At 38.4% G+C, this 18,799-nt stretch carries 22 protein-coding genes; 10 read left to right on the top strand and 12 right to left on the bottom strand.

Annotated elements, in window-relative coordinates; genetic code table 11:
- Positions 1–38 precede the first annotated feature (38 nt).
- A complete protein-coding gene (locus CA834_RS03385) occupies positions 39–1,286 on the top strand; it encodes an ABC transporter permease (protein ID WP_094967273.1) in 1,248 nt (415 codons plus the stop codon).
- A 12-nt stretch (positions 1,287–1,298) separates the two neighbouring features.
- On the opposite strand, the gene CA834_RS03380 is transcribed toward CA834_RS03385, so the two are convergent.
- The 6 genes from CA834_RS03380 to rpsF all read right to left on the bottom strand — a co-directional run bounded on the left by CA834_RS03380 (position 1,299) and on the right by rpsF (position 4,685).
- On the bottom strand, positions 1,299–1,769 hold the full coding sequence (locus CA834_RS03380; protein WP_094967272.1) for a DUF6495 family protein: 471 nt from the start codon (positions 1,767–1,769) through the stop codon (positions 1,299–1,301).
- Positions 1,766–2,647: a glycerophosphodiester phosphodiesterase family protein gene (locus CA834_RS03375; RefSeq protein ID WP_094967271.1), complete on the bottom strand. Its 882-nt coding sequence runs from the start codon at positions 2,645–2,647 to the stop codon at positions 1,766–1,768. Before CA834_RS03375 ends, CA834_RS03380 begins: the two co-directional genes overlap by 4 nt.
- Positions 2,648–2,662: 15 nt before the next feature.
- Positions 2,663–3,442, bottom strand: a complete 780-nt coding sequence (locus CA834_RS03370) for a DUF2490 domain-containing protein (protein WP_133085447.1) — start codon at positions 3,440–3,442, stop codon at positions 2,663–2,665.
- Positions 3,443–3,561: 119 nt separating this feature from the next.
- Positions 3,562–4,023, bottom strand: a complete 462-nt coding sequence (gene rplI, locus CA834_RS03365) for a 50S ribosomal protein L9 (RefSeq protein WP_094967269.1) — start codon at positions 4,021–4,023, stop codon at positions 3,562–3,564.
- A 12-nt stretch (positions 4,024–4,035) separates the two neighbouring features.
- A complete protein-coding gene (gene rpsR, locus CA834_RS03360) occupies positions 4,036–4,335 on the bottom strand; it encodes a 30S ribosomal protein S18 (protein WP_206186849.1) in 300 nt (99 codons plus the stop codon).
- A complete protein-coding gene (gene rpsF, locus CA834_RS03355; protein ID WP_094967267.1) occupies positions 4,335–4,685 on the bottom strand; it encodes a 30S ribosomal protein S6 in 351 nt (116 codons plus the stop codon). Before rpsF ends, rpsR begins: the two co-directional genes overlap by 1 nt.
- 201 nt (positions 4,686–4,886) lie before the next feature.
- On the opposite strand from rpsF, the gene CA834_RS03350 reads away from it, so the two are divergent.
- On the top strand, positions 4,887–5,582 hold the full coding sequence (locus CA834_RS03350) for a LytR/AlgR family response regulator transcription factor (protein WP_076620930.1): 696 nt from the start codon (positions 4,887–4,889) through the stop codon (positions 5,580–5,582).
- Positions 5,583–5,665: 83 nt separating this feature from the next.
- Here the strand turns inward: CA834_RS03350 and priA are convergent, their stop codons facing one another.
- The 4 genes from priA to nadC are packed head-to-tail and all read right to left on the bottom strand — an operon-like array spanning position 5,666 to position 10,338.
- Positions 5,666–8,116 (bottom strand): replication restart helicase PriA, encoded by a 2,451-nt coding sequence (priA, locus tag CA834_RS03345; protein ID WP_094967266.1) that lies wholly within the window; start codon positions 8,114–8,116, stop codon positions 5,666–5,668.
- A complete protein-coding gene (locus tag CA834_RS03340) occupies positions 8,113–8,538 on the bottom strand; it encodes a DUF2147 domain-containing protein (RefSeq protein ID WP_094967265.1) in 426 nt (141 codons plus the stop codon). Before CA834_RS03340 ends, priA begins: the two co-directional genes overlap by 4 nt.
- 3 nt (positions 8,539–8,541) lie before the next feature.
- Positions 8,542–9,480, bottom strand: a complete 939-nt coding sequence (locus CA834_RS03335; RefSeq protein WP_094967264.1) for a YihY/virulence factor BrkB family protein — start codon at positions 9,478–9,480, stop codon at positions 8,542–8,544.
- Positions 9,481–10,338 (bottom strand): carboxylating nicotinate-nucleotide diphosphorylase, encoded by an 858-nt coding sequence (gene nadC, locus CA834_RS03330; protein WP_094967719.1) that lies wholly within the window; start codon positions 10,336–10,338, stop codon positions 9,481–9,483. It lies immediately after the preceding gene.
- A 90-nt stretch (positions 10,339–10,428) separates the two neighbouring features.
- On the opposite strand from nadC, the gene rlmH reads away from it, so the two are divergent.
- Positions 10,429–10,902: a 23S rRNA (pseudouridine(1915)-N(3))-methyltransferase RlmH gene (gene rlmH / locus CA834_RS03325; RefSeq protein WP_094967263.1), complete on the top strand. Its 474-nt coding sequence runs from the start codon at positions 10,429–10,431 to the stop codon at positions 10,900–10,902.
- Positions 10,903–10,951: 49 nt separating this feature from the next.
- Here the strand turns inward: rlmH and hpf are convergent, their stop codons facing one another.
- Positions 10,952–11,251: a ribosome hibernation-promoting factor, HPF/YfiA family gene (gene hpf / locus CA834_RS03320; protein WP_094967262.1), complete on the bottom strand. Its 300-nt coding sequence runs from the start codon at positions 11,249–11,251 to the stop codon at positions 10,952–10,954.
- Between the two features lie 361 nt (positions 11,252–11,612).
- Here hpf and CA834_RS03315 point away from each other — a divergent pair, with 361 nt between their 5' ends.
- Together CA834_RS03315 and CA834_RS03310 are read left to right on the top strand one after the other, a co-directional pair.
- Positions 11,613–12,788 carry a hypothetical protein gene (locus CA834_RS03315; protein WP_240507434.1) on the top strand — a complete coding sequence of 392 codons (1,176 nt, stop codon included), beginning with the start codon at positions 11,613–11,615 and terminating at the stop codon, positions 12,786–12,788.
- 12 nt (positions 12,789–12,800) lie between these two features.
- Entirely contained in the window at positions 12,801–13,382 is a 582-nt protein-coding gene (locus CA834_RS03310; protein WP_094967260.1) for a non-canonical purine NTP diphosphatase, read from the top strand.
- An 11-nt stretch (positions 13,383–13,393) separates the two neighbouring features.
- Here CA834_RS03310 and CA834_RS03305 read toward each other — a convergent pair whose 3' ends face one another.
- On the bottom strand, positions 13,394–15,124 hold the full coding sequence (locus tag CA834_RS03305) for a tetratricopeptide repeat protein (protein ID WP_094967259.1): 1,731 nt from the start codon (positions 15,122–15,124) through the stop codon (positions 13,394–13,396).
- Between the two features lie 273 nt (positions 15,125–15,397).
- On the opposite strand from CA834_RS03305, the gene CA834_RS03300 reads away from it, so the two are divergent.
- From CA834_RS03300 to CA834_RS03280, 5 genes are all read left to right on the top strand, one after another.
- A complete protein-coding gene (locus tag CA834_RS03300) occupies positions 15,398–16,459 on the top strand; it encodes a GNAT family N-acetyltransferase (protein ID WP_094967258.1) in 1,062 nt (353 codons plus the stop codon).
- 185 nt (positions 16,460–16,644) lie between these two features.
- Positions 16,645–16,740 (top strand): barstar family protein, encoded by a 96-nt coding sequence (locus tag CA834_RS14820; RefSeq protein ID WP_094967257.1) that lies wholly within the window; start codon positions 16,645–16,647, stop codon positions 16,738–16,740.
- A 6-nt stretch (positions 16,741–16,746) separates the two neighbouring features.
- Positions 16,747–16,935, top strand: coding sequence for a hypothetical protein (locus CA834_RS14815; protein WP_094967256.1), 189 nt, complete (start codon positions 16,747–16,749; stop codon positions 16,933–16,935).
- A 3-nt stretch (positions 16,936–16,938) separates the two neighbouring features.
- Positions 16,939–17,274 carry a hypothetical protein gene (locus tag CA834_RS03285; RefSeq protein WP_094967255.1) on the top strand — a complete coding sequence of 112 codons (336 nt, stop codon included), beginning with the start codon at positions 16,939–16,941 and terminating at the stop codon, positions 17,272–17,274.
- A 177-nt stretch (positions 17,275–17,451) separates the two neighbouring features.
- Positions 17,452–18,546, top strand: coding sequence for a DUF3644 domain-containing protein (locus CA834_RS03280; RefSeq protein ID WP_094967254.1), 1,095 nt, complete (start codon positions 17,452–17,454; stop codon positions 18,544–18,546).
- Positions 18,547–18,799 lie beyond the last annotated feature (253 nt).

Genomic DNA, 18,799 nt, shown 5'->3' with positions numbered 1-18,799 from the left:
TATAGATAAAACGCTCAAATCTTTCTTAATTATAGGATATGTTTTCATTATTTCGCGAGAATGTTAAGATTGCCATCACTTCGATAAGGAGTCAATTGCTCAGGACCATTTTGACCGTGATTATAATTGCTATCGGCATTATGGCCTTAGTTGGTATCTTAAGTGGTATTGCAGCCTTAGAAAATACCATTTCCGGCAATTTTTCATCCATGGGTGCCAATACATTTCGCATTCAGCGTTATGAATTCTCCATTATGCAACAAAGTAGCAGGCGACAACGCAAAAAAATAAATCCAGAAATTACCTATACGGAGGCTCAAGAATTTATTGACCGTTACAACTACCCCTTTACAATGGTTTCATTAGGCTTTCCTGCCGGTAGAGGCGATACAGAAGTAAAGTACGAAAACAGAAAAACCGAACCAGAGGTTGGTGTTCTTGGCTGTAATGAATATTTCTTGGAAACAGAAGGTCGCGATATTGAACTAGGTCGAGGACTCAATGTTTTTGATATTCAAAACAACAATGCTGTGTGCGTCATAGGTAGTGATCTTAAAAAAGCCCTATTTCCAGATGAGTATCCTATAAACAGAACGGTAAGTATACGAGGTGCGAAACTCAAGGTGATTGGGGTCGTTGAAGAACAAAGTTCAGCCTTTGGGAGTAATCAAAATATGATTTTATACCTACCCATTCAAAAAGCACGAACTATTTATACTGAATCCAGTTCTGATTACCGTATAGGCATAAAAGTAGCAAAAAAAGATATGCTAGAGGGCGCGCAGGACGATGCTATGGTAACCTTTAGAAATGTAAGACGATTAAAGCCTTTAGAAGAGAACAATTTTGGCATCACCCGAAGTGACGACCTTATAAACCGTATCTCTTCAATTTCCGGTTATCTCTACGTCGCTGCATGGATTATAAGTATCATTACCATTTTTGGCTCAACCATTGCCTTGATGAATATTATGCTCGTGTCTGTCACGGAACGCACCCGAGAAATAGGCGTGCGAAAAGCTATGGGCGCCAAACGCAAGACCATTGCCTTCCAGTTCTTTATAGAAACCATGATTATAGGACAACTAGGCGGCCTTTTAGGCATAATTTTGGGGGTGGCCATTGGCTGGGGCATATCAAAAGCCTTTGACCTGAGCTTTTCCACGCCATGGTTAGCCATGATTTGGGCTACAAGCATCGCTTTTGTGGTGGCCTTGATATCTGGTGTCTATCCGGCTAATAAAGCGGCGAAATTAGATCCCATAGAGGCCTTAAGACACGAATAAGGCTAAATGACTTTAGCTTATTAAGGATTCAAAATAGTTAAACAACTGTCCTTTAGTGATATTAGCGCCTTGTTGTATTAATTTGAATAGGTCTTGATGCCTATCTTCCGAATACGCTTTTTTGGAAGTGAAAAATTCTACATCGTCTGACAGTAAGTTCTCCCGAAGCCACTGAAACCCCTCTTTGCTTGTAAAGTCCACCTTATCGTGCTTTAGCTTAAGGGCAATCAAAAGCATATGGTTTTTTTTGCATTTGAATAGGTGAATGTGCTGTGGTGAAATGTGCTCGAGATATTCTACTTTATCAAGGACGCCATACCACACCAAATCACTAAATACGTCTAGCTCTTGCTCTGCGACTTCAGGCTTATTTTGTTTAATAGCCTTCCATTCATCGGCTGTTATGGATTGTGTAGCCAAAAAATTAATAAATTCTTGATGTAATTCTTCAAACTGCTCCTTTGTTAATCTCTCAAATTTCATTTTTCAATCGTATTATAAATAGCATTATAGGCTTCTATTGGCCGATCCGTTGCTAGGATGTCAATACCTTTATTGACCCAAGACAGATATAGCTGATCACCACGAGCTTGGGCGTGCTTGTCCAAGTTACCTAAAGTTCCAAGGATACACAATACACCTTCATTGTGAATTGATTTGTAATGCTCAGTGGGCGATAATCGAGTACCTGTAAATGCCACCATATTCTGAGTTGGTATTCTGGATCCTAACAACCGATTAAACTCCTCTTCATTTCTGGCAGAAACCGATAGCATTAATTCTGGCGCCAGTTCATGGGCAGATTTAGCTTGTTCTAAATCATAGGTGATTAAAATGCAGGTACTTTGAGCGTGCAATCCTTGGATAGCTTTTATAACTGAATGCTGACTCACACCGCGTTTTACGTCTACAGTTAATATGACATTATTAGCCATGCTCCATTTAACAACATCTGAAAATAGAGGTACTTTAAAATCAGTTACCGTACCATAATCATCCACTAAATTATATCTAGATAATTCTTTATAGGTCAACTTTCTTAATAACCCATCCCCCGTTGTCGTTCTATTAATGGCGTTATCATGCATCAATACTAATTTTCCATCTTTAGTCTGTGCCACATCAATTTCAAAAATAGCGTTTATTTTATCGTTGACATACATCATGGTTTCAAGGCAATTTTCGGGATATCCAAAAATACCCTTACCCCCTCTGTGCGCACTTATAGCAGGTATATTTTCAGCATTGGTATAGGAGAAGTTATTAAGATAAACCGCCGTTTTAGATTTTCTACACGAAACGGCAAATCCTAGAAACAGAACTGCTAACAGAACAATGGATTGGACTCTTAAACTTTTCATTTCGCGATTCAAATATTATTCTTCTCCATGCCTCACCTCATTAAATGGAAGGTTTTTATTCTTTCTAAAGTCAAAACTTCCATAGAAAAATAAACGTAACGTATGATTTAAATTATATACGTTACCTGCCGCCAATTGTTGGTACACCATCATGTAGCCACAATCTACTTTCCAATTATTATTGATTTTATGCTTTATCCCAATTGTGAATCTATTTTGATTAAAGGTATTAAAGACCACTTCTTTACCGAAATTTAAATGAATTTCATTGGCCACTATGAGTTCCGTGGAACCGCCTTGTTTAAATGGAAAGCCTGCACTTACAAGAAACCTAAATCTATTCACAAAAAAATCATTGTTTAGTGACTGTCCATCTTGTACATTGTTGAAAAATCGCTGTTCCATACGTATTCTAAACAAAGCATTCATCTTCTCGTAACGTTTGGAGATACTCAATTGTTGGTAAATTCTATTTTCATTTTGATAAGCATCCCAATCTCCAGTGGTAGTTAACCATAGATGCGCATAGCCTCCTGCTAATCTTACATTAGAATTTAAGTAATACTGCCCACCTACTCGAAGAAAATAAAAATTTGGATCAGCCATAAAATTAGTACGCCTAACATGAATATCGTTTAATATGGCCCAACGATCCGCAACCCTGAATACATTATTTGTAGATATCCAAAATTGGGCATTCTCGTTAACCACTTTATCTGGTATTTCCTGTGTATATGATACCATGTGCACCAACACAATAACCAAAGTCGTTATACTAAGAATACTAATTTTCAACGGTAATGTTTTAAGGATATAAATTTAGAAAGACAAGATGGAGGATACCAATAACTTCAAAGTAATTAATAAAAAAAAACCACCTTGATCAGGTGGTTTTTCTACTAGTATATACTAGATTATTTGTCTGCTATTACCTCGAAAGTCAAATCTACAGTAACAGAGCGGTGTAACCTGATTGCAGCCTCGTATTGACCTAAACGCTTAATATTACCTCCACCAATAGAAATAAATTTCTTGTCCACCTCATGTCCTTCATTTCGCAATGCGTTTGCAAGGTCCATAGTGGTTATAGAACCAAATAATTTATCTCCAGCAGTAGCACCAGTACCAGCCTTAGCTGTGATTTTTATATCTAAAACCTTAATTGCTTCAGCTGTTTTTTCTGCATTTTCAATAATTGACTTTTCCTTGTGGGCTCTTTGCTTTAAGGTTTCAGCTAACACCTTCTTTGCAGATGGGGTTGCCATGACCGCTTGGCCTTGAGGAATTAAAAAGTTTCTACCATAACCGTTCTTTACAGATACAATATCGTCTTTAAATCCTAAATTCTCAACGTCTTGTTTTAATATAAGTTCCATTGTTATGATATTTTATTTTAATAAATCAGCAACATATGGCATAAGGGCTAAATGTCTAGCTCTCTTAACGGCCACAGATACTTTTCTTTGATACTTTAAGGACGTTCCTGTTAAACGTCTTGGAAGTAGTTTGCCTTGCTCGTTTACAAAACCTAACAACCAATCTGCATCTTTATAATCTACATACTTGATTCCAGATTTTTTGAAACGACAATATTTCTTAGCCTTGGTTGTCTCTATATTTAACGGTGTAAGATATCTTATCTCTCCGTCTTTTTTTCCTTTTGCTTGTTGTTCTATTGATGACATAATTACGCTTTTGCTTTTGCTTTAACTTTCAGTTTTTCTCGTCTTCTCTCAGCCCAAGCAATAGCATGCTTGTCTAGTTTTACAGTTAAATAACGCATAAAACGCTCATCGCGTCTAAACTCTAACTCTAAAGGTTCAATAACTTCACCAGCAACCTGGTACTCAAATAAGTGGTAAAAACCACTTTTTTTGTTTTGGATTGGGTACGCCAACTTTTTCAAGCCCCAATCTTCCTTGGCGATCATCTTAGCTCCTTTAGAAACGAGAAAATCCTCATATTTCTTAACTGTCTCCTTTATCTGGTCTTCAGATAAAACGGGATTTAAGATGAAAACAGTTTCATAATGATTCATAATGTGTACTATTGTTTAATGTTAAAACGGCTGCAAAAATACATATTAAATATATTTCTGGCAATGTTTTGATATGTAAAGTTTTATACAGGTTATTCACTAAATATTTTGTTAAATTTTACAGTTGGTCGGTAAAATTTGTTTTTTAACCGAAAATATTGTACTATTGTCGATATCTTAACCTAATAAATATGTAATGTTATGACTTTAAACTGTGTAGTTGTTGATGATTCTGCGATTCAGCGCCTCTCTATAGTAAAGTTAATTGAGAATCATTCTTCACTTAACCTTATTGCGGAGTACAGCAGTGCATTAGAGACAAAAAACGGCCTCAATACCCATAAGGTTGATCTTATCTTTTTAGATATAGAAATGCCTGTTTTAAATGGGTTTGAACTCCTAGATGTCCTCAACAACAAACCCCAAATTATTTTTGTTACCGGTAAAACCGAATACGCCTTTAAAGCATTTAACTACGATGCTACGGACTACCTCCAAAAACCAATCACAAAGGAACGTTTCAATACCGCTGTCGAAAAAGCTATTGAACAGCACAAATTGAAACTAGATTTTAACGAAACTGATGGCGAGCACATCTTCGTTAAAAGTAACCTTAAAAAACGTAAAGTTTACATTAAGGATATAAAATGGATTGAGGCTTTGGGCGATTACGTCAAGGTCGTAACAGAAGAAAACAGCCTGGTTGTATTATCAACGATGAAGGCGTTTGAAAAGGAATTACCTGAAGGTAAGTTTTTAAGGATTCACAAATCATATATTGTGAATTTAGATAAAATAGATCGCTTTAACAGTAAAAATGTTGAAGTTGGTGCTTATGAGATTCCACTAAGTCGAAATAAAAAGACACAATTGGTGGATGCCTTAAATAATATGTAAAATCCCCAAACTTTATATATCTCGGCAGAATTATACCAACTCACAAAAATTTAGGTATCCCGTTCCTCTAACGGGATACTTTTTTAATAATTATCTACGTTGATAATTACCCGAACAGCCCTAAAATCCTTTACAGCATTGAAGCTGCTGTCTATTTTAGCGATGGCCTCTTTTGTTTTTCCCAAGGACTGACCTGGTGGAATCTTTACCAAAATATTTTTAATAAAACGATTTCTAATTCTTGAAACCGGGGGAAACTCCGGCCCTAGAACATGGGTCTTAAACACTTGGCGCAAGGATTTAGCAAACCAATCCGAGGCCATATTCACCCTATTGTAGTCCTTATGTTTTAGCGTAATCCTAATCAACCTAAAGATAGGAGGATATCTATAGTTATAGCGCTCGTTTAGTTGCTCCATATACATCTCCTTATAGGCATTGGTAGAAACTTGTTGCAGTATTTTGTGGTGTGGATTATAGGTTTGAATCAGTACTTTACCTCTAATATCCGTTCTACCTGCCCTACCCGACACTTGCGACATCAATTGGTAACTCCTTTCGTGGGCTCTAAAATCAGGAAAATTGAGAAGGTTATCCGCATTCATGATACCAACTAATTTTACAAATCTAAAGTCCAATCCTTTAGTTAACATTTGGGTACCCACCAAAATATCAATGTCTCGTTGTTCAAATTTTGAAATGAGCCTTTCAAAACCAAATTTACCGCGTGTGGTATCCAAATCCATCCGTGCTACATTTGCATCTGGGAAAAGCACCTTAGCTTCCGATTCAATCTGTTCCGTACCAAAACCTTTGGTATCCATAGTAGCGTTACCACAAGCCTGGCAATTCTTTATCATTACCGTGTTATAGCCACAATAATGACATCGGAGTTGGTCCCTATATTGGTGATAGGTAAGGCTGACATCGCAATTTGGGCACTGTGGTGAAGTACCGCAGGTAAGGCACTCCACTATGGGCGAAAAGCCTCTTCTATTTTGAAATAAGATAATCTGAAAGCCATCATCCAAGGCCTCTTGCATTTCCTCTATCAATCGGTCACTAAAATGACCCTTCATACGTTTGCGCTTGTATTTATCCGCTAGGTCAATAAGCTCAATATCTGGAAGCAACACATTGTTATAGCGAATATTCAATTCAACAAGTCCATATTTGCCTTCACTCGCATTAAAATAAGACTCTAAACTCGGCGTAGCCGACCCCAAAAGCGTCTTGGCTTTGTGGTAATTGGCTAAGACTATGGCAGCATCTCTGGCGTGATAGCGCGGTGCGGGATCAAATTGTTTGTACGACTGCTCATGTTCCTCATCAACAATAATTAGACCGAGGTTAGAGAATGGCAAAAGCAGGGCCGATCGGGCACCGATTACAATCTGGGCCTTATCAGCCTTTTCGAGTAAATTTCTCCACACCTCTACCCGTTCATTCCCAGAGTATCGCGAATGAAACACAGCCACTTTTTCTCCAAAATAAGCTTGCAATCGTTGAACCAATTGGGTGGTCAAGGCAATTTCAGGCAATAAATAGAGTGTTTGCTTGCCTAATGCCAATTGCGCTTCAATAAGCTTAACATAAATTTCCGTTTTGCCAGAGGAGGTTACACCGTGCAATAGAGTGACCGATTTTTCTAAGAAACAATCTTCAATAGCTTTTAAAGCCTGTTTTTGTTCCGTACTTAATTCTAGACGCAACGCCTCTTTTCCTTCATATTGGGTCCGGTCGGTCTGGATGTAATACTCATCTAACACCTCCTTATCTATCAAGGCCTTTACAATAGCCGTTGACGCTCCACTTCGCTCTACCAGCTCTGACACTTTTATTGGTTTATGTAACGCGGTCTCTATGGCGAACAATGTCATAATAACATCACGCTGTTTTGGGGCGCGATTTAAGTCTGCCAAAAGTTCTTGTAACTGATTTTCCGACCTGTACTCCTCTCGTAATTTTACATAGCGCACTAATTTAGGCTGATATTTTTCATAGAGCTCCTCTTGCAATTGGAGCACACCTTTTTCAACCAGGCTATTAATAACGGGCAATACCCGTTTTCTATCTAAAATGGAAATTACGTCTTCAATCTTTAAGGACGATTGGTATTGTAGGGCATCATAAATGAGAAACTCATCATCCTTTAAGCTGGTATCCGCAATATCAATACCTTCATTTTTACTAAGCACGGTCTCACTTTCCAAGATGAAGGCATTTGGCATAGCAGCGCGCAATACCTCGCCAAGACTGCACATGTAATACTCGGCAATCCACTCCCAATGTTTCAGTTGTTTTTCCGTAACAATGGGTTTTTCATCCAAGATTTGATGAATGGTCTTAGGCTCATAGGCTGTTGGGGCCTTATTATGCACTTTATAGGCGAGTGCCGTATAAATCTTGCTTTTCCCAAAGGGTACTGCCACACGTATACCGGTGGTTATAAAATCTGCTTCAGCCTCGGTTATATGATAGGTAAAGGCCTTTTGTAGCGGTATAGGCAATATGACATCGAGGTAGTGCGTCACTCTTTAACCCGTTTCCAATATTGGGTCTTGTAGAAAAACGCTATGTAGCCCCTCACCTGCAAGGTGTTTGGGTCTTCATCGATTTTTAAGCGGCAGTTGTAGACCTTGCCATTGCTTGGGTTTAATATATTACCGTCGTTATACACGTCATCATCTTTTTTAAGCCCATCAATAATCTGCAAGCCCACAATAGGCTTTCCTTTGTTTTCACCCTCACATTTATCACATACGGGATTTTTCTTTTTAGGGTTTAAAACCTCAACAATTTTACCGTAAATCTTACCATCAGATTCATAAATCTCAACAATGGACTTTTCTTCTCCGGTTTCGTCATCGATGGTTTTCCATTTGCCCGTAATATCCTGTGCCCTTAGCAAGGATGTGGCCAACATAAATATAAGAGTATAGCTAAACTTTGTCATCACTTAAATTTGATTTTTTAACTGCCTTAGCGTGGCGTTTAATTCATAACCCAGCAATAAGATATTGGAGTTTAACCAAAGATACAATAACAAAATCAGCAATGCACCAATGGATCCATAGAGCTCATTATACTGTGAAAAATTGTCAATATACACTCCAAATAAATAAGAGGTTAATATAATTAATAAGGTGGTGAGGAGTGCTCCCACTGAAAAAAAACGGGTTTGCCTTCCCTCCTTGGTCCCAAAGTAGTACAAGGTGGCTGTTGCCAAATAGACCATTAAAACAAAAAACATGTACTTGGCAATGAGAATCCAAATGTAATCAGAATTAATCTCCAGGACGTCTCCTGTTATACCTTCGTAGACCGGTTGGATAATATAAATTTGAAAATACCCAAATACGGCAACGGTCAGCAACACCAAAATAGCGAGAATCAATGCCACCCCAAGAGCGTATAAATATTGTTGAAATACATTTCTGCTGAGCTGCTCATGGTAGGAATATTCAAAACCCGAAAACACCGCATTAACACCGTTTGCCATAAGTATCATGGACAATACGAATACCGATGAAATCAAACCTGCCTCTCCGCCTTTACTTATGTTTTCAAAAATATTTGAGAAGAAAAAATCCGAGGTCTGTGGTGGTAAAAACGAATTTAAAAACTCTAAAAATTCCTTTTCAAAACCTTCAATAGGTATATGAGGCATAAGAATGATCACAAACAACAAAAACGGAAAAATAGCCGTAAAAAAGCTAAAGGCTATGGCACTAGCGCGCGTAGTTAAGGCACCTTTTACAATTCCCATAACATACAATTCAAGCAAATCGTAAATGGACAAGCCTTCAAACCCTGGTAATCGGATGCGCTTAAAGAAACGCACCACCAAATTGAGGATGGGGATTTTATCTAATTTATCTTCTATGGGTTTTGACATCTATACGGCTTTCAGACTTAAATCCATATTATACACCGAATGCGTTAAGGCACCGGATGAAATATAATCCACGCCACATTCAGCATACTTGCGCAGCGTATGCTCGTTTATACCTCCTGAAGATTCGGTTAAACATTGGTCACCTATGAGCTCTACAGCCTTTCTCGTTTGTTCGTAATTAAAATTATCTATCAAAATACGATACACGCCACCACAGTTCAAAATTTCCTGAATCTCATTAAGATCGCGCGCTTCAACAATAATTTTTAGATCTCTATTTGTATCCTTCAAATACTGCTTTGTTTTTTCAATGGCCTTGGTTACTCCACCTGCAAAATCGATGTGATTATCCTTTAACATGATCATATCATAGAGGGCAAATCTATGATTCTCGCCGCCACCAATCTTCACCGCCCATTTTTCCAGAGCTCTAATACCTGGTGTGGTTTTTCTAGTATCCAATATTTTAGTACCCGTTCCCTCCAGTAAATCCACAAATTTTTTGGTCTTGGTAGCAATAGCGCTCATACGTTGCATGGCATTTAACACCAAACGTTCCGATTTGAGTATAGACTGCGACGCTCCTTCAACGTAAAATACGACATCGCCATGTTTTACTGCGCTCCCCTCTTCAATTAAAGTTTCAACCTTCAGAGTGGGGTCCACATGCGCAAATACCTGCTTTGCAAATTCTACACCTGCTATAATACCCTTATCCTTGACCAAAAGTTTAGCTCTTCCTTGGGCCGAAGCTGGGATGCAGGCCAAGGAGCTATGATCACCATCACCAACGTCCTCACGTATGGCATTGGCAATAATTAATTCTATTTCATGATTGAATTGCTCCTGGGAAATCATAGATTGGATATTTAAGGTAAAAATAGGAATTGAAGGATAAATATTTGAAAATCCAAGTGTCAATTTCTAAAAAAACATAACTTTGAAATTATGACGATTAAACTCCTCGCCATAGGCAAAACCGACAATACTAACCTTCAAACGCTTATAGAAGATTATGAAAAGCGCTTGGGCCATTATATTAAATTTGAATTTGAGGTTTTACCAGACATAAAAAAGGCCAAACACCTTTCTGAAGCACAACAAAAGGAGAAGGAAGGCGAGCTTATTCTTTCAAAGGTACAAAACCCAGAGGTGCTTGTGCTTTTAGATGAACGTGGTAAAGCATTGACCTCTGTTGCTTTTGCCAATGACTTACAGAAGTATATGAATTCAGGAATTAAATCGTTGGTGTTTGTTATTGGCGGCCCATACGGCTTTTCGGATGCGATTTACCAAAGAGCCAATGGAAAACTAAGCCTTTCTAAAATGACATTTTCCCACCAGATGGTACGATTGTTCTTTGTAGAACAGTTATACAGGGGGTTTACTATTTTAAGAAATGAACCCTATCATCACGGATGAAAAACAGTAAACCCTCTGGTATAAAACGTCGGAACGTTTTTTATGTATGTTAGTGTGTTTTATAAGTCTGCTTGCGCTTTTTTAATTGTCTTGTTAAATCGTTAATGGTTTCCGTTACCGCAAGTTCATAGGTGCGCTCATTGGACGTCGCAAAGATCCGTGGGCCCGGTAAACTCAACTCTATATTACAAATTTTACCTGCATCGTGCTTATTGTCATCATGCTTAATGTACACTTGCGCAGAAATGATAAATTCAAATTTATTTGCCAATTTTTCTAGTCGTTCTGTTGTAAAAGCTGATAAGGCTTCACTAACGTCCGTATTGACATACTGAAAATTTACCGTCATAGTCTATCTTATTTTTAATTACTAATTTCTACCTCTAATATACGCCTTTCATTAAATCTTATAACTGATAATTATCATAAATATATTCTAAAACTATAGGTTTAAAATCATTTCAAAAACCACATCCGTCTATTCACATCTAAACGAGCAGCTTACAACCAACCCTAAATAACTAAGTTTTATCCTGTTTTATGAGCCATACTAACTTTGTTACGGAGTAGTAGCTTAGCTGTTATATTTCATTTTGAGGCCAATTCCATGGGGTTTAGAAGACTCTATTAAAAATAGGTTCATTTAAAATCCTTGGGTTTTGGCACGATTTCTGAAAAAAACTTATTTTGCAACCCTAAAACCTACGCTTATGATACGTCGATTACTTCTTGCCCTATTAACAATTTCCATTTTGTCTTGCAGTACAAGACGCCAAGTGGAAAAAGCTCTTAACTCCGGAAACTACAATCAGGCTATAGCCAATGCCGTTGATAAATTAAGAACCAATAAGGATGCTAGGCGCAAGGCAGATATCATTGTGCTCCTAAAAGATGCTTACGATAAGGCCAATGCCAGGGACATTGATGCCATTTCAGGGTTAAAGGCATCAAACAATCCTGAATATTACAAAAGAATCTACGAAACCTACGTGGCCCTTGATTTGCGACAAGAAAGTATTAAACCCTTACTCCCGCTTTACGTGGATGAAAAGGAGGTGCGGTTTAAGTTTAAAAATTACGACCACAATATCATAGTCGCCAAGGAAAACGTTTCCGATTTTTTATATGAAAAAGCCATTGCATTGTTGGAGTTAGACGATAAAGTGGCCATAAGGGAAGCCCATTCAGATTTAAGCTATATCGAGCGAGTCAATCCTAACTATGAACAAACACGAGCACTTATGGCAGAAGCCCATGAGCGCGGTATAGCCCATGTTATAGTGACTATTGAAAATAATACCGAACAGGTTATACCGAGACGTCTTGAAGATGCTTTGCTCGATTTTAATACCTATGGCTTAGATCAGTTTTGGACGGCTTATCATTCCGAAATTTCCCCTCAAGACTCGTTTGACTATGCCATGCAATTGCAATTGCAACAAATCAACCTATCGCCAGAACAAGTGAAGGAACGCGAAATCCTCAGGGAAAGACGCGTAAAGGACGGTTGGGAGTACCAACTAGACCGCAACGGTAATGTGATGAAAGACAGTTTAGGCAACGACATTAAAATCGATAAGTTTATCGAAGCGCGTGCTAGGGTATTTGAAGTACAGCAATTTAAATCGTCACAAATTTTAGGGCAGGTAGTGTTTTTAGATGTTAATAACAATGCCCTTATAAAACAATTTCCTATTGAAAGTGGATTCATTTTTGAAAATATCTATGCCACCTTTAGGGGCGATGACAGGGCCTTAAATGATGAGGATGTTGTTTTAACCCAAGGGGGACCTGTGCCCTTTCCACCCAATGAGCAAATGATTTTTGACTCTGGAGAAGACTTGAAGCAACAGCTAAAATCTATTATCCTACAAGTTCGTTTATAGATACTAGTATTGATGCAACTCGTTTTCGCCACCAACAACAAGAACAAAATCAAGGAAGTACAGAACTTACTGCCAGCGCATATACAACTGTTGAGTCTTGCTGATATCGATTGCCATGAGGATATACCCGAAACGCAATTGACCATTGCGGGTAATGCCAAACAGAAAGCCGATTACATCAAGACGAATTACGGCTATGACTGCTTTGCGGATGATACGGGTTTGGAAGTAGAAGCCCTAGACGGTGCTCCTGGAGTTTATTCCGCCCGATACGCCGGTCCCGGCCGCGACGCCAATGCCAATATGGATAAACTATTGCACGCGCTTAAGGACAAAAGTTCTAGGGCAGCCCAGTTTAAGACGGTAGTGGCCCTGCACCTCGATGGAGTGCACCAAACATTCACTGGTATTTGCAAAGGACAGATTACTTTAGAAAAGCAGGGTGACAAAGGCTTCGGTTATGACCCCATTTTCAAACCCGATGGATACATGCAAACTTTTGCTGAAATGGATTTAACCTTAAAGAATACTATTGGGCATCGCGGGAAAGCCGTAAAACAACTGATTCAATTTTTGCAGCAGACTAAAGACTAAAACCGTTTGGATTATTGAGGTAGTTTCAAATCCTTTTTCATCTGCTTAAATCTAGGGTCCTCTAGAATTTCCTTAGGATAAGCATAATCTAAGGTGAATTGATAAAAACCCGTCGTTTCTTCATCTATAGCTATCTGATGCCAACGTAAACTTTCTTCAAAATTCTCGTTTACAGCGTAAACGAAGGCCATGGCCATGGGGTCCTTATAATTGGTGCTGTTGTACTTATCAAAATAGCGTTTCGTCGCTGAGGCCACTAAGTCGTCATAATTGCACTGATTTAAAATAAATATTAAACAGGACTCGAGAAGCTCACTGCCCCTATCCCCTACCATTTCACGGGCTTTTTCCTCATCCTTATAGGCGGCTTCGCAATTGTTCTGATACACGTGTGCATAACCGCGTTTTATGTAGCCCCATATCCAGTTGGGATGTATTTCCAAGGCGTCACCAAAAGCCTTTTCCGCTTCTGCAAAGTTACCAGCAAGCAGATTGGCCCAACCTAAATTATGCAAGCTTGAAATAGAGATTGGATCAAGGACTACTGCCCTATGGGCCATCTCCAAAGCTTCCTCATAGCGTTTAAAGGTGGTGAGAAAGAACGTATAGCGTATCAATGCGGTGGCATTATTTTCATCGAGACGGATGGCTTTTTTATACGCTGCTTCAGCTGCTTCCCAGTCCCTTTCCAAATAAAATTTTATGGACCCATCCACCGTATGGGCCTCCGCATAATTTGGGTCTAAGCTCAAAGCGGTTTGCACGGCTAAGCGGGCCTCGTTAAATATTTCTGACCGCGTGTCGGTCGCAAACATGGCCTGTACCTGTTGCTCATTGGCGATAGCCACATAAGCCGCTACAAATTTAGGGTCTAGTTTAATGGCTTCCCTAAAGTGATCCAAGGCCGATTCAACTTCTTCCCTCGTAGATCCGTAGCTTAAAGCTCTGCCTTTCATATAATGTGCCTGTGCCTCTGGATTATCGCTCCAAGCTTTAGATGTGACATCTGCTTTCTTAAATTTTTCAGGAAGTGTACTAATGAGGGAGTTTACCATATTTTCTTCTACCTCGAGAATATCCTCACTGTTGTAGGCCACCTTTTCACCCCAAATCTGGGAATTGTTTTCGGTATCTATCAACTGGCAATTCACTACAAGGGAGCCATTGAAACGCTCAATCTGCCCAGTGAGCATAAGGTTGGCTTTTAAATGCTCCAAGACTCCTTGAGCACTTCGCAACTTTGCATCCAAGATAAAAGAGGAGGCTCTGGAGACCAATTGCAGCTTTGTATTCTGGGCCAAACGGTTGATAAGGTTTTCAGGGATACCTTCCGCAAGGTAGTCTAGGGTAGCATCCCCGGCAATCCCTTCAAAGGGTAATACCGCCAAACGGTAGGCCTTTTCTTGGTTTATGGAATTCAACACCAAATCCGTAGTCGGCGTCTTACTGTTAATATAAAAGGCCATAACCAAGGTAAAGACGGTAATTATACCATAAGACAAACCTTCCTTCCTGGTATAGTTTTGATGACCCACCTCACCGTGCAGCCAATTCCAAATTAAAGCCACAAAAAAGCCACCGCATAATAGAATCAAGGTGAAGGTTAAGGCTTTGGGATTGAGGCCATACTTGGAAATAAAGAAATCAACCGCTTGAAGAATAACAAATGATGCTGCAGGATAGGCCACTATGGTCTTCCATACCCTTCGCTTCTTTAACTTTTCAAAAAATGTATCCTCCATAGGTCGCCTGAATATGATTAGCTTACAATAACCGGCTTAAAGATACTAATATTGCGCATAAACTACACGCAGCTGCGAAAACCTGAATTGAGCATATCGGTTTATTATTAAAAAGAGTTGATTTCTGAAATACAATCAAATCATAAACGCTAAACAATTTAACCTCATTAGGACGTTATTAGGCGAATAAAATGGAGAAAATGCAGTGATTATATGTAGTTTTAAGCGGTTAGAATAACGGATAGATCCGTTTTTAAATGCTAAGCTAGACGTATGCAGCTTTTGAAGACTATTTTTAAGGCCTTATCTACCTTCTGGAAAACGGAGGTGTGGGAACTCAGTGGCTTGGAATTCCAAAGTAAGACCACTTGCACGGTCATCTATGCAGGCCGTGATGTTCATAAAAATTACATCGCCAATCTTATTTACAGTGGTGAACATTCCGAAACGCTTTTGGGCACCTACAACTTTTGGGCATTACGACGTTTGATACACAGAACCAAAGTGCAGTACGACCTGGTCTTCATAGAAGGTCAAAACCTTCAGCAATGGTGGTACCAGAGTGCTAGCGATTTTTTCATTCCCTTGTGGCTTGGTGCTAAGGCAGCCATACCCCTAAAAGTCACTAACCGCTCCACCAAGGATGATACCCGGCGCATGCGCAAGTATAACCTAGACTACCGCCTGGCCAATACCGTTGCGGAATACGATCATTTTTATCATCAGATGTATTTGTCTAGTATGGCACAACGGCACGAGGATCGTGCTATAATTATGGCCTATGATAAAATGATGGCAGAAATCACCACTAACGGTGCACAATTGCTATTGGTAGCCTTGGAAGAGCAGGCTATTGCGGGCACTATCATTCTCAAGCATGGCAGCACACCAACCCTGTGGTCTACAGGCATCCTAAATGCAGACCCCGACTATTGGAAAACGGGCGTGGCCTCGGCAAGCTATGTTTTCTGTGCCCAGTACTTGGCAGAACAAGGCTACAAGGAAATGGACATGGGCTTGTCCCGTGCGTTTCTCTCTGATGGCGTTTTGCAGTACAAAAAGAAATGGAATGCCAGATTTACGGCAGTGGGCCGAAGTGGGTTTATTTTTAAGATAAATAGCCTTAGGGAAGCGAGTAAAGGGTTTTTGCAAAGACATCCCTTCGTCCATAGTAGGCAGGATGCTATTTACGGGGTTGTGTGTTTTGAGTCTGATTCCGAAACAGAAGAGACGTTGGCCAAAAAGGGTTCCAGATACGATTTAAGCGGCTTCAATGCCTGTCGTTTTTTTAAATTTGGAGAGGGCAGCAACCGACTTGAAGAAGTCAATTTCTAGAAAAATAAGAAAGGCTTAGCTTGAGGTGTGTCTTCGTAGATTATGAAGTGATTAATTGAGGTTTTAGATGCGCTAACAAAATCCTAAAAAAACAGGTCAAAACTTCTGTTATCCCTACATATTAAACGATAAACACATATATTTGTTCTGATATAACACGTTGTGTGTAATTTGAGAAAAACGAAATGACAACATTGAAAATCGATGGTAAAAAACTAACTGATTGGAATTCTTTTCACTCTGAATTTAAATCCGAACTGAATTTTCCAGATTATTACTGAGAAAATATGGATGCTTGGATTGACTGTGTTGATGAATTGACTGAAAAGCTAACATTGTTGCAAATTGAGAATGGAAAGTTTCTAAAAGAAAATAAACCTAAATTATTAAATGCTATTTTAGAGTGTGGAGCTTTTGTCAATTATAGAAAAATAGAGCAAGGAGAAAAACCGAATTTAATAATTGCAGTAGATTAAAAAATGATTGTTCCTGATATAGAAATTGTAACAATATTAGTCATAATATTTTTCGGAGTTCCAATAATTTGGAATGCTCGAAAAAACGGACTTTGGAAATCCTTCAACTTTATCGGACTGATAAAAACAATTAATAAAACCTTAATAATTCAAGGAGTAATCGGACTAATTTTAATACTTCTGACTTGGTTATGGAATTCAGCGGACTTTAAATTTGACAGTTTTGTTGCAGGAAAAACTTACACATATTTAATAATCGGAATTTTTATGTATTTACCAGCATTGGGAATTCTGAATTTAATAAAACTCGGAATCAAGAAAAACCTTGAAAAACAATAAGCGGAATAAAAAAACTACACACAACACCGTGTATAATTAATGGCTGGTTCGAGCTTACTTACGAAATCCTCTCGGATTTTCTATTCGGTTTTTATTTGCTAAATTAAGTGCGTGGAACACGCCACTAATCATACACAAATCCGTTGGCATTCATTATGAAAAACTGCTGAGAACTAAATGACATTAAGAAAAGGAAAAACAAAATCGACTCTTGAAAGCTCAATTGAATCAGCTCTTTTGGCAGTGGAAATTTATAATAAACCAAGAACACCATTTAGAGTTGAGGGTTTTATTACTCAAATGATAATGGCTTGGACTCGACTCTTTCACGCCCATTTTAATAACACAATTGGAAGTAAATATTATTACAAAAATTCTAATGGCAGATATCAAACTATTGATGGAGAAAAAAAATCTTGGGAATTAAAAACGTGTATAACAAAACACGGAGGAATCCCAGCTTCCGTAAAATCAAATTTGACTTTCTTTATTAAACTAAGAAATAAAATCGAACATCGCCATATTGACAGAGACGAAGTTGGAATAATGATATTTGGAGAATGTCAATCTTTACTTTATAACTATGAAAATACTTTGATAGAGTTTTTTGGCGAGGAATATGCTTTAAACGAAAGCTTATCTTTTTCTATTCAGTTTTCCAGACTTAGGAAAAAATCACAACTTAAAGCGAGCAAAAAATTATTATCAAAAGAGATTAAAGAACTGAAAAACTTTATTGAAACTTACAGAAACTCATTAACGGATGAAATTTTTAATACTCAAGAATATAGTATTAAGCTTATTCAAGTGCCAAAAATTTCAAATACTAATCGCAATGACTTAGCAGTAGAATTTGTCAATTGGAATTCAATATCTGAGGCAGACCGTGAAAATTATGAAAAAGTAACAGCAATCATAAAGGACAAGGTCATCAAAAAAGAAGCAATTAATCCCGGAAGAAGAAAACCAAGTGATGTAATTACAAAAGTGAATTCAGAAATAGATTTTACAATTTACCATTACGACCATAAGTGTCTATATTGTTGTTTTAGAATAAGACCAGGAAGTGCTAATAATATTGATGACCCATTTGATACTAATGCAAATTATTGTCACTATGACGAAGTTCACGATGACTACGTTTATCAAGATGCTTGGGCTGAATTAATTATAAGAGGAATAAACGAAGGAACTTTGACAAAAGATATTTGGAAAGCGAAATTTAGAGCTAAAGAAAGTTTTGATATTGCTGAATTTGAAGAGAATGGATAAAATAACGAAATGCCAACAATGTGTATAAGCAATAGCGGGTTTGGTGCTAAATTGAAATGAAATGAATATTAATAAAGGTAAGTGCTTAACCGAAAAGTTAGTGGGTTTTAATCCGCTACTGCTCATACACTAGCCCGTTGGGACGGATTTAAAGCCTGCGGCTTCTACCAAGTCGCTACATTGCTGCGCAATTCCCGCCCCTTGGACATCCGTCCCAACGCCCTGCTAAACCAAATTGCAACATCGGTTGGGA

This window comes from Winogradskyella aurantia (genome assembly GCF_002266855.1).
GTDB classification, from domain to species: domain Bacteria; phylum Bacteroidota; class Bacteroidia; order Flavobacteriales; family Flavobacteriaceae; genus Winogradskyella; species Winogradskyella aurantia.
This window is presented reverse-complemented; position numbering and strand designations above follow the sequence as displayed.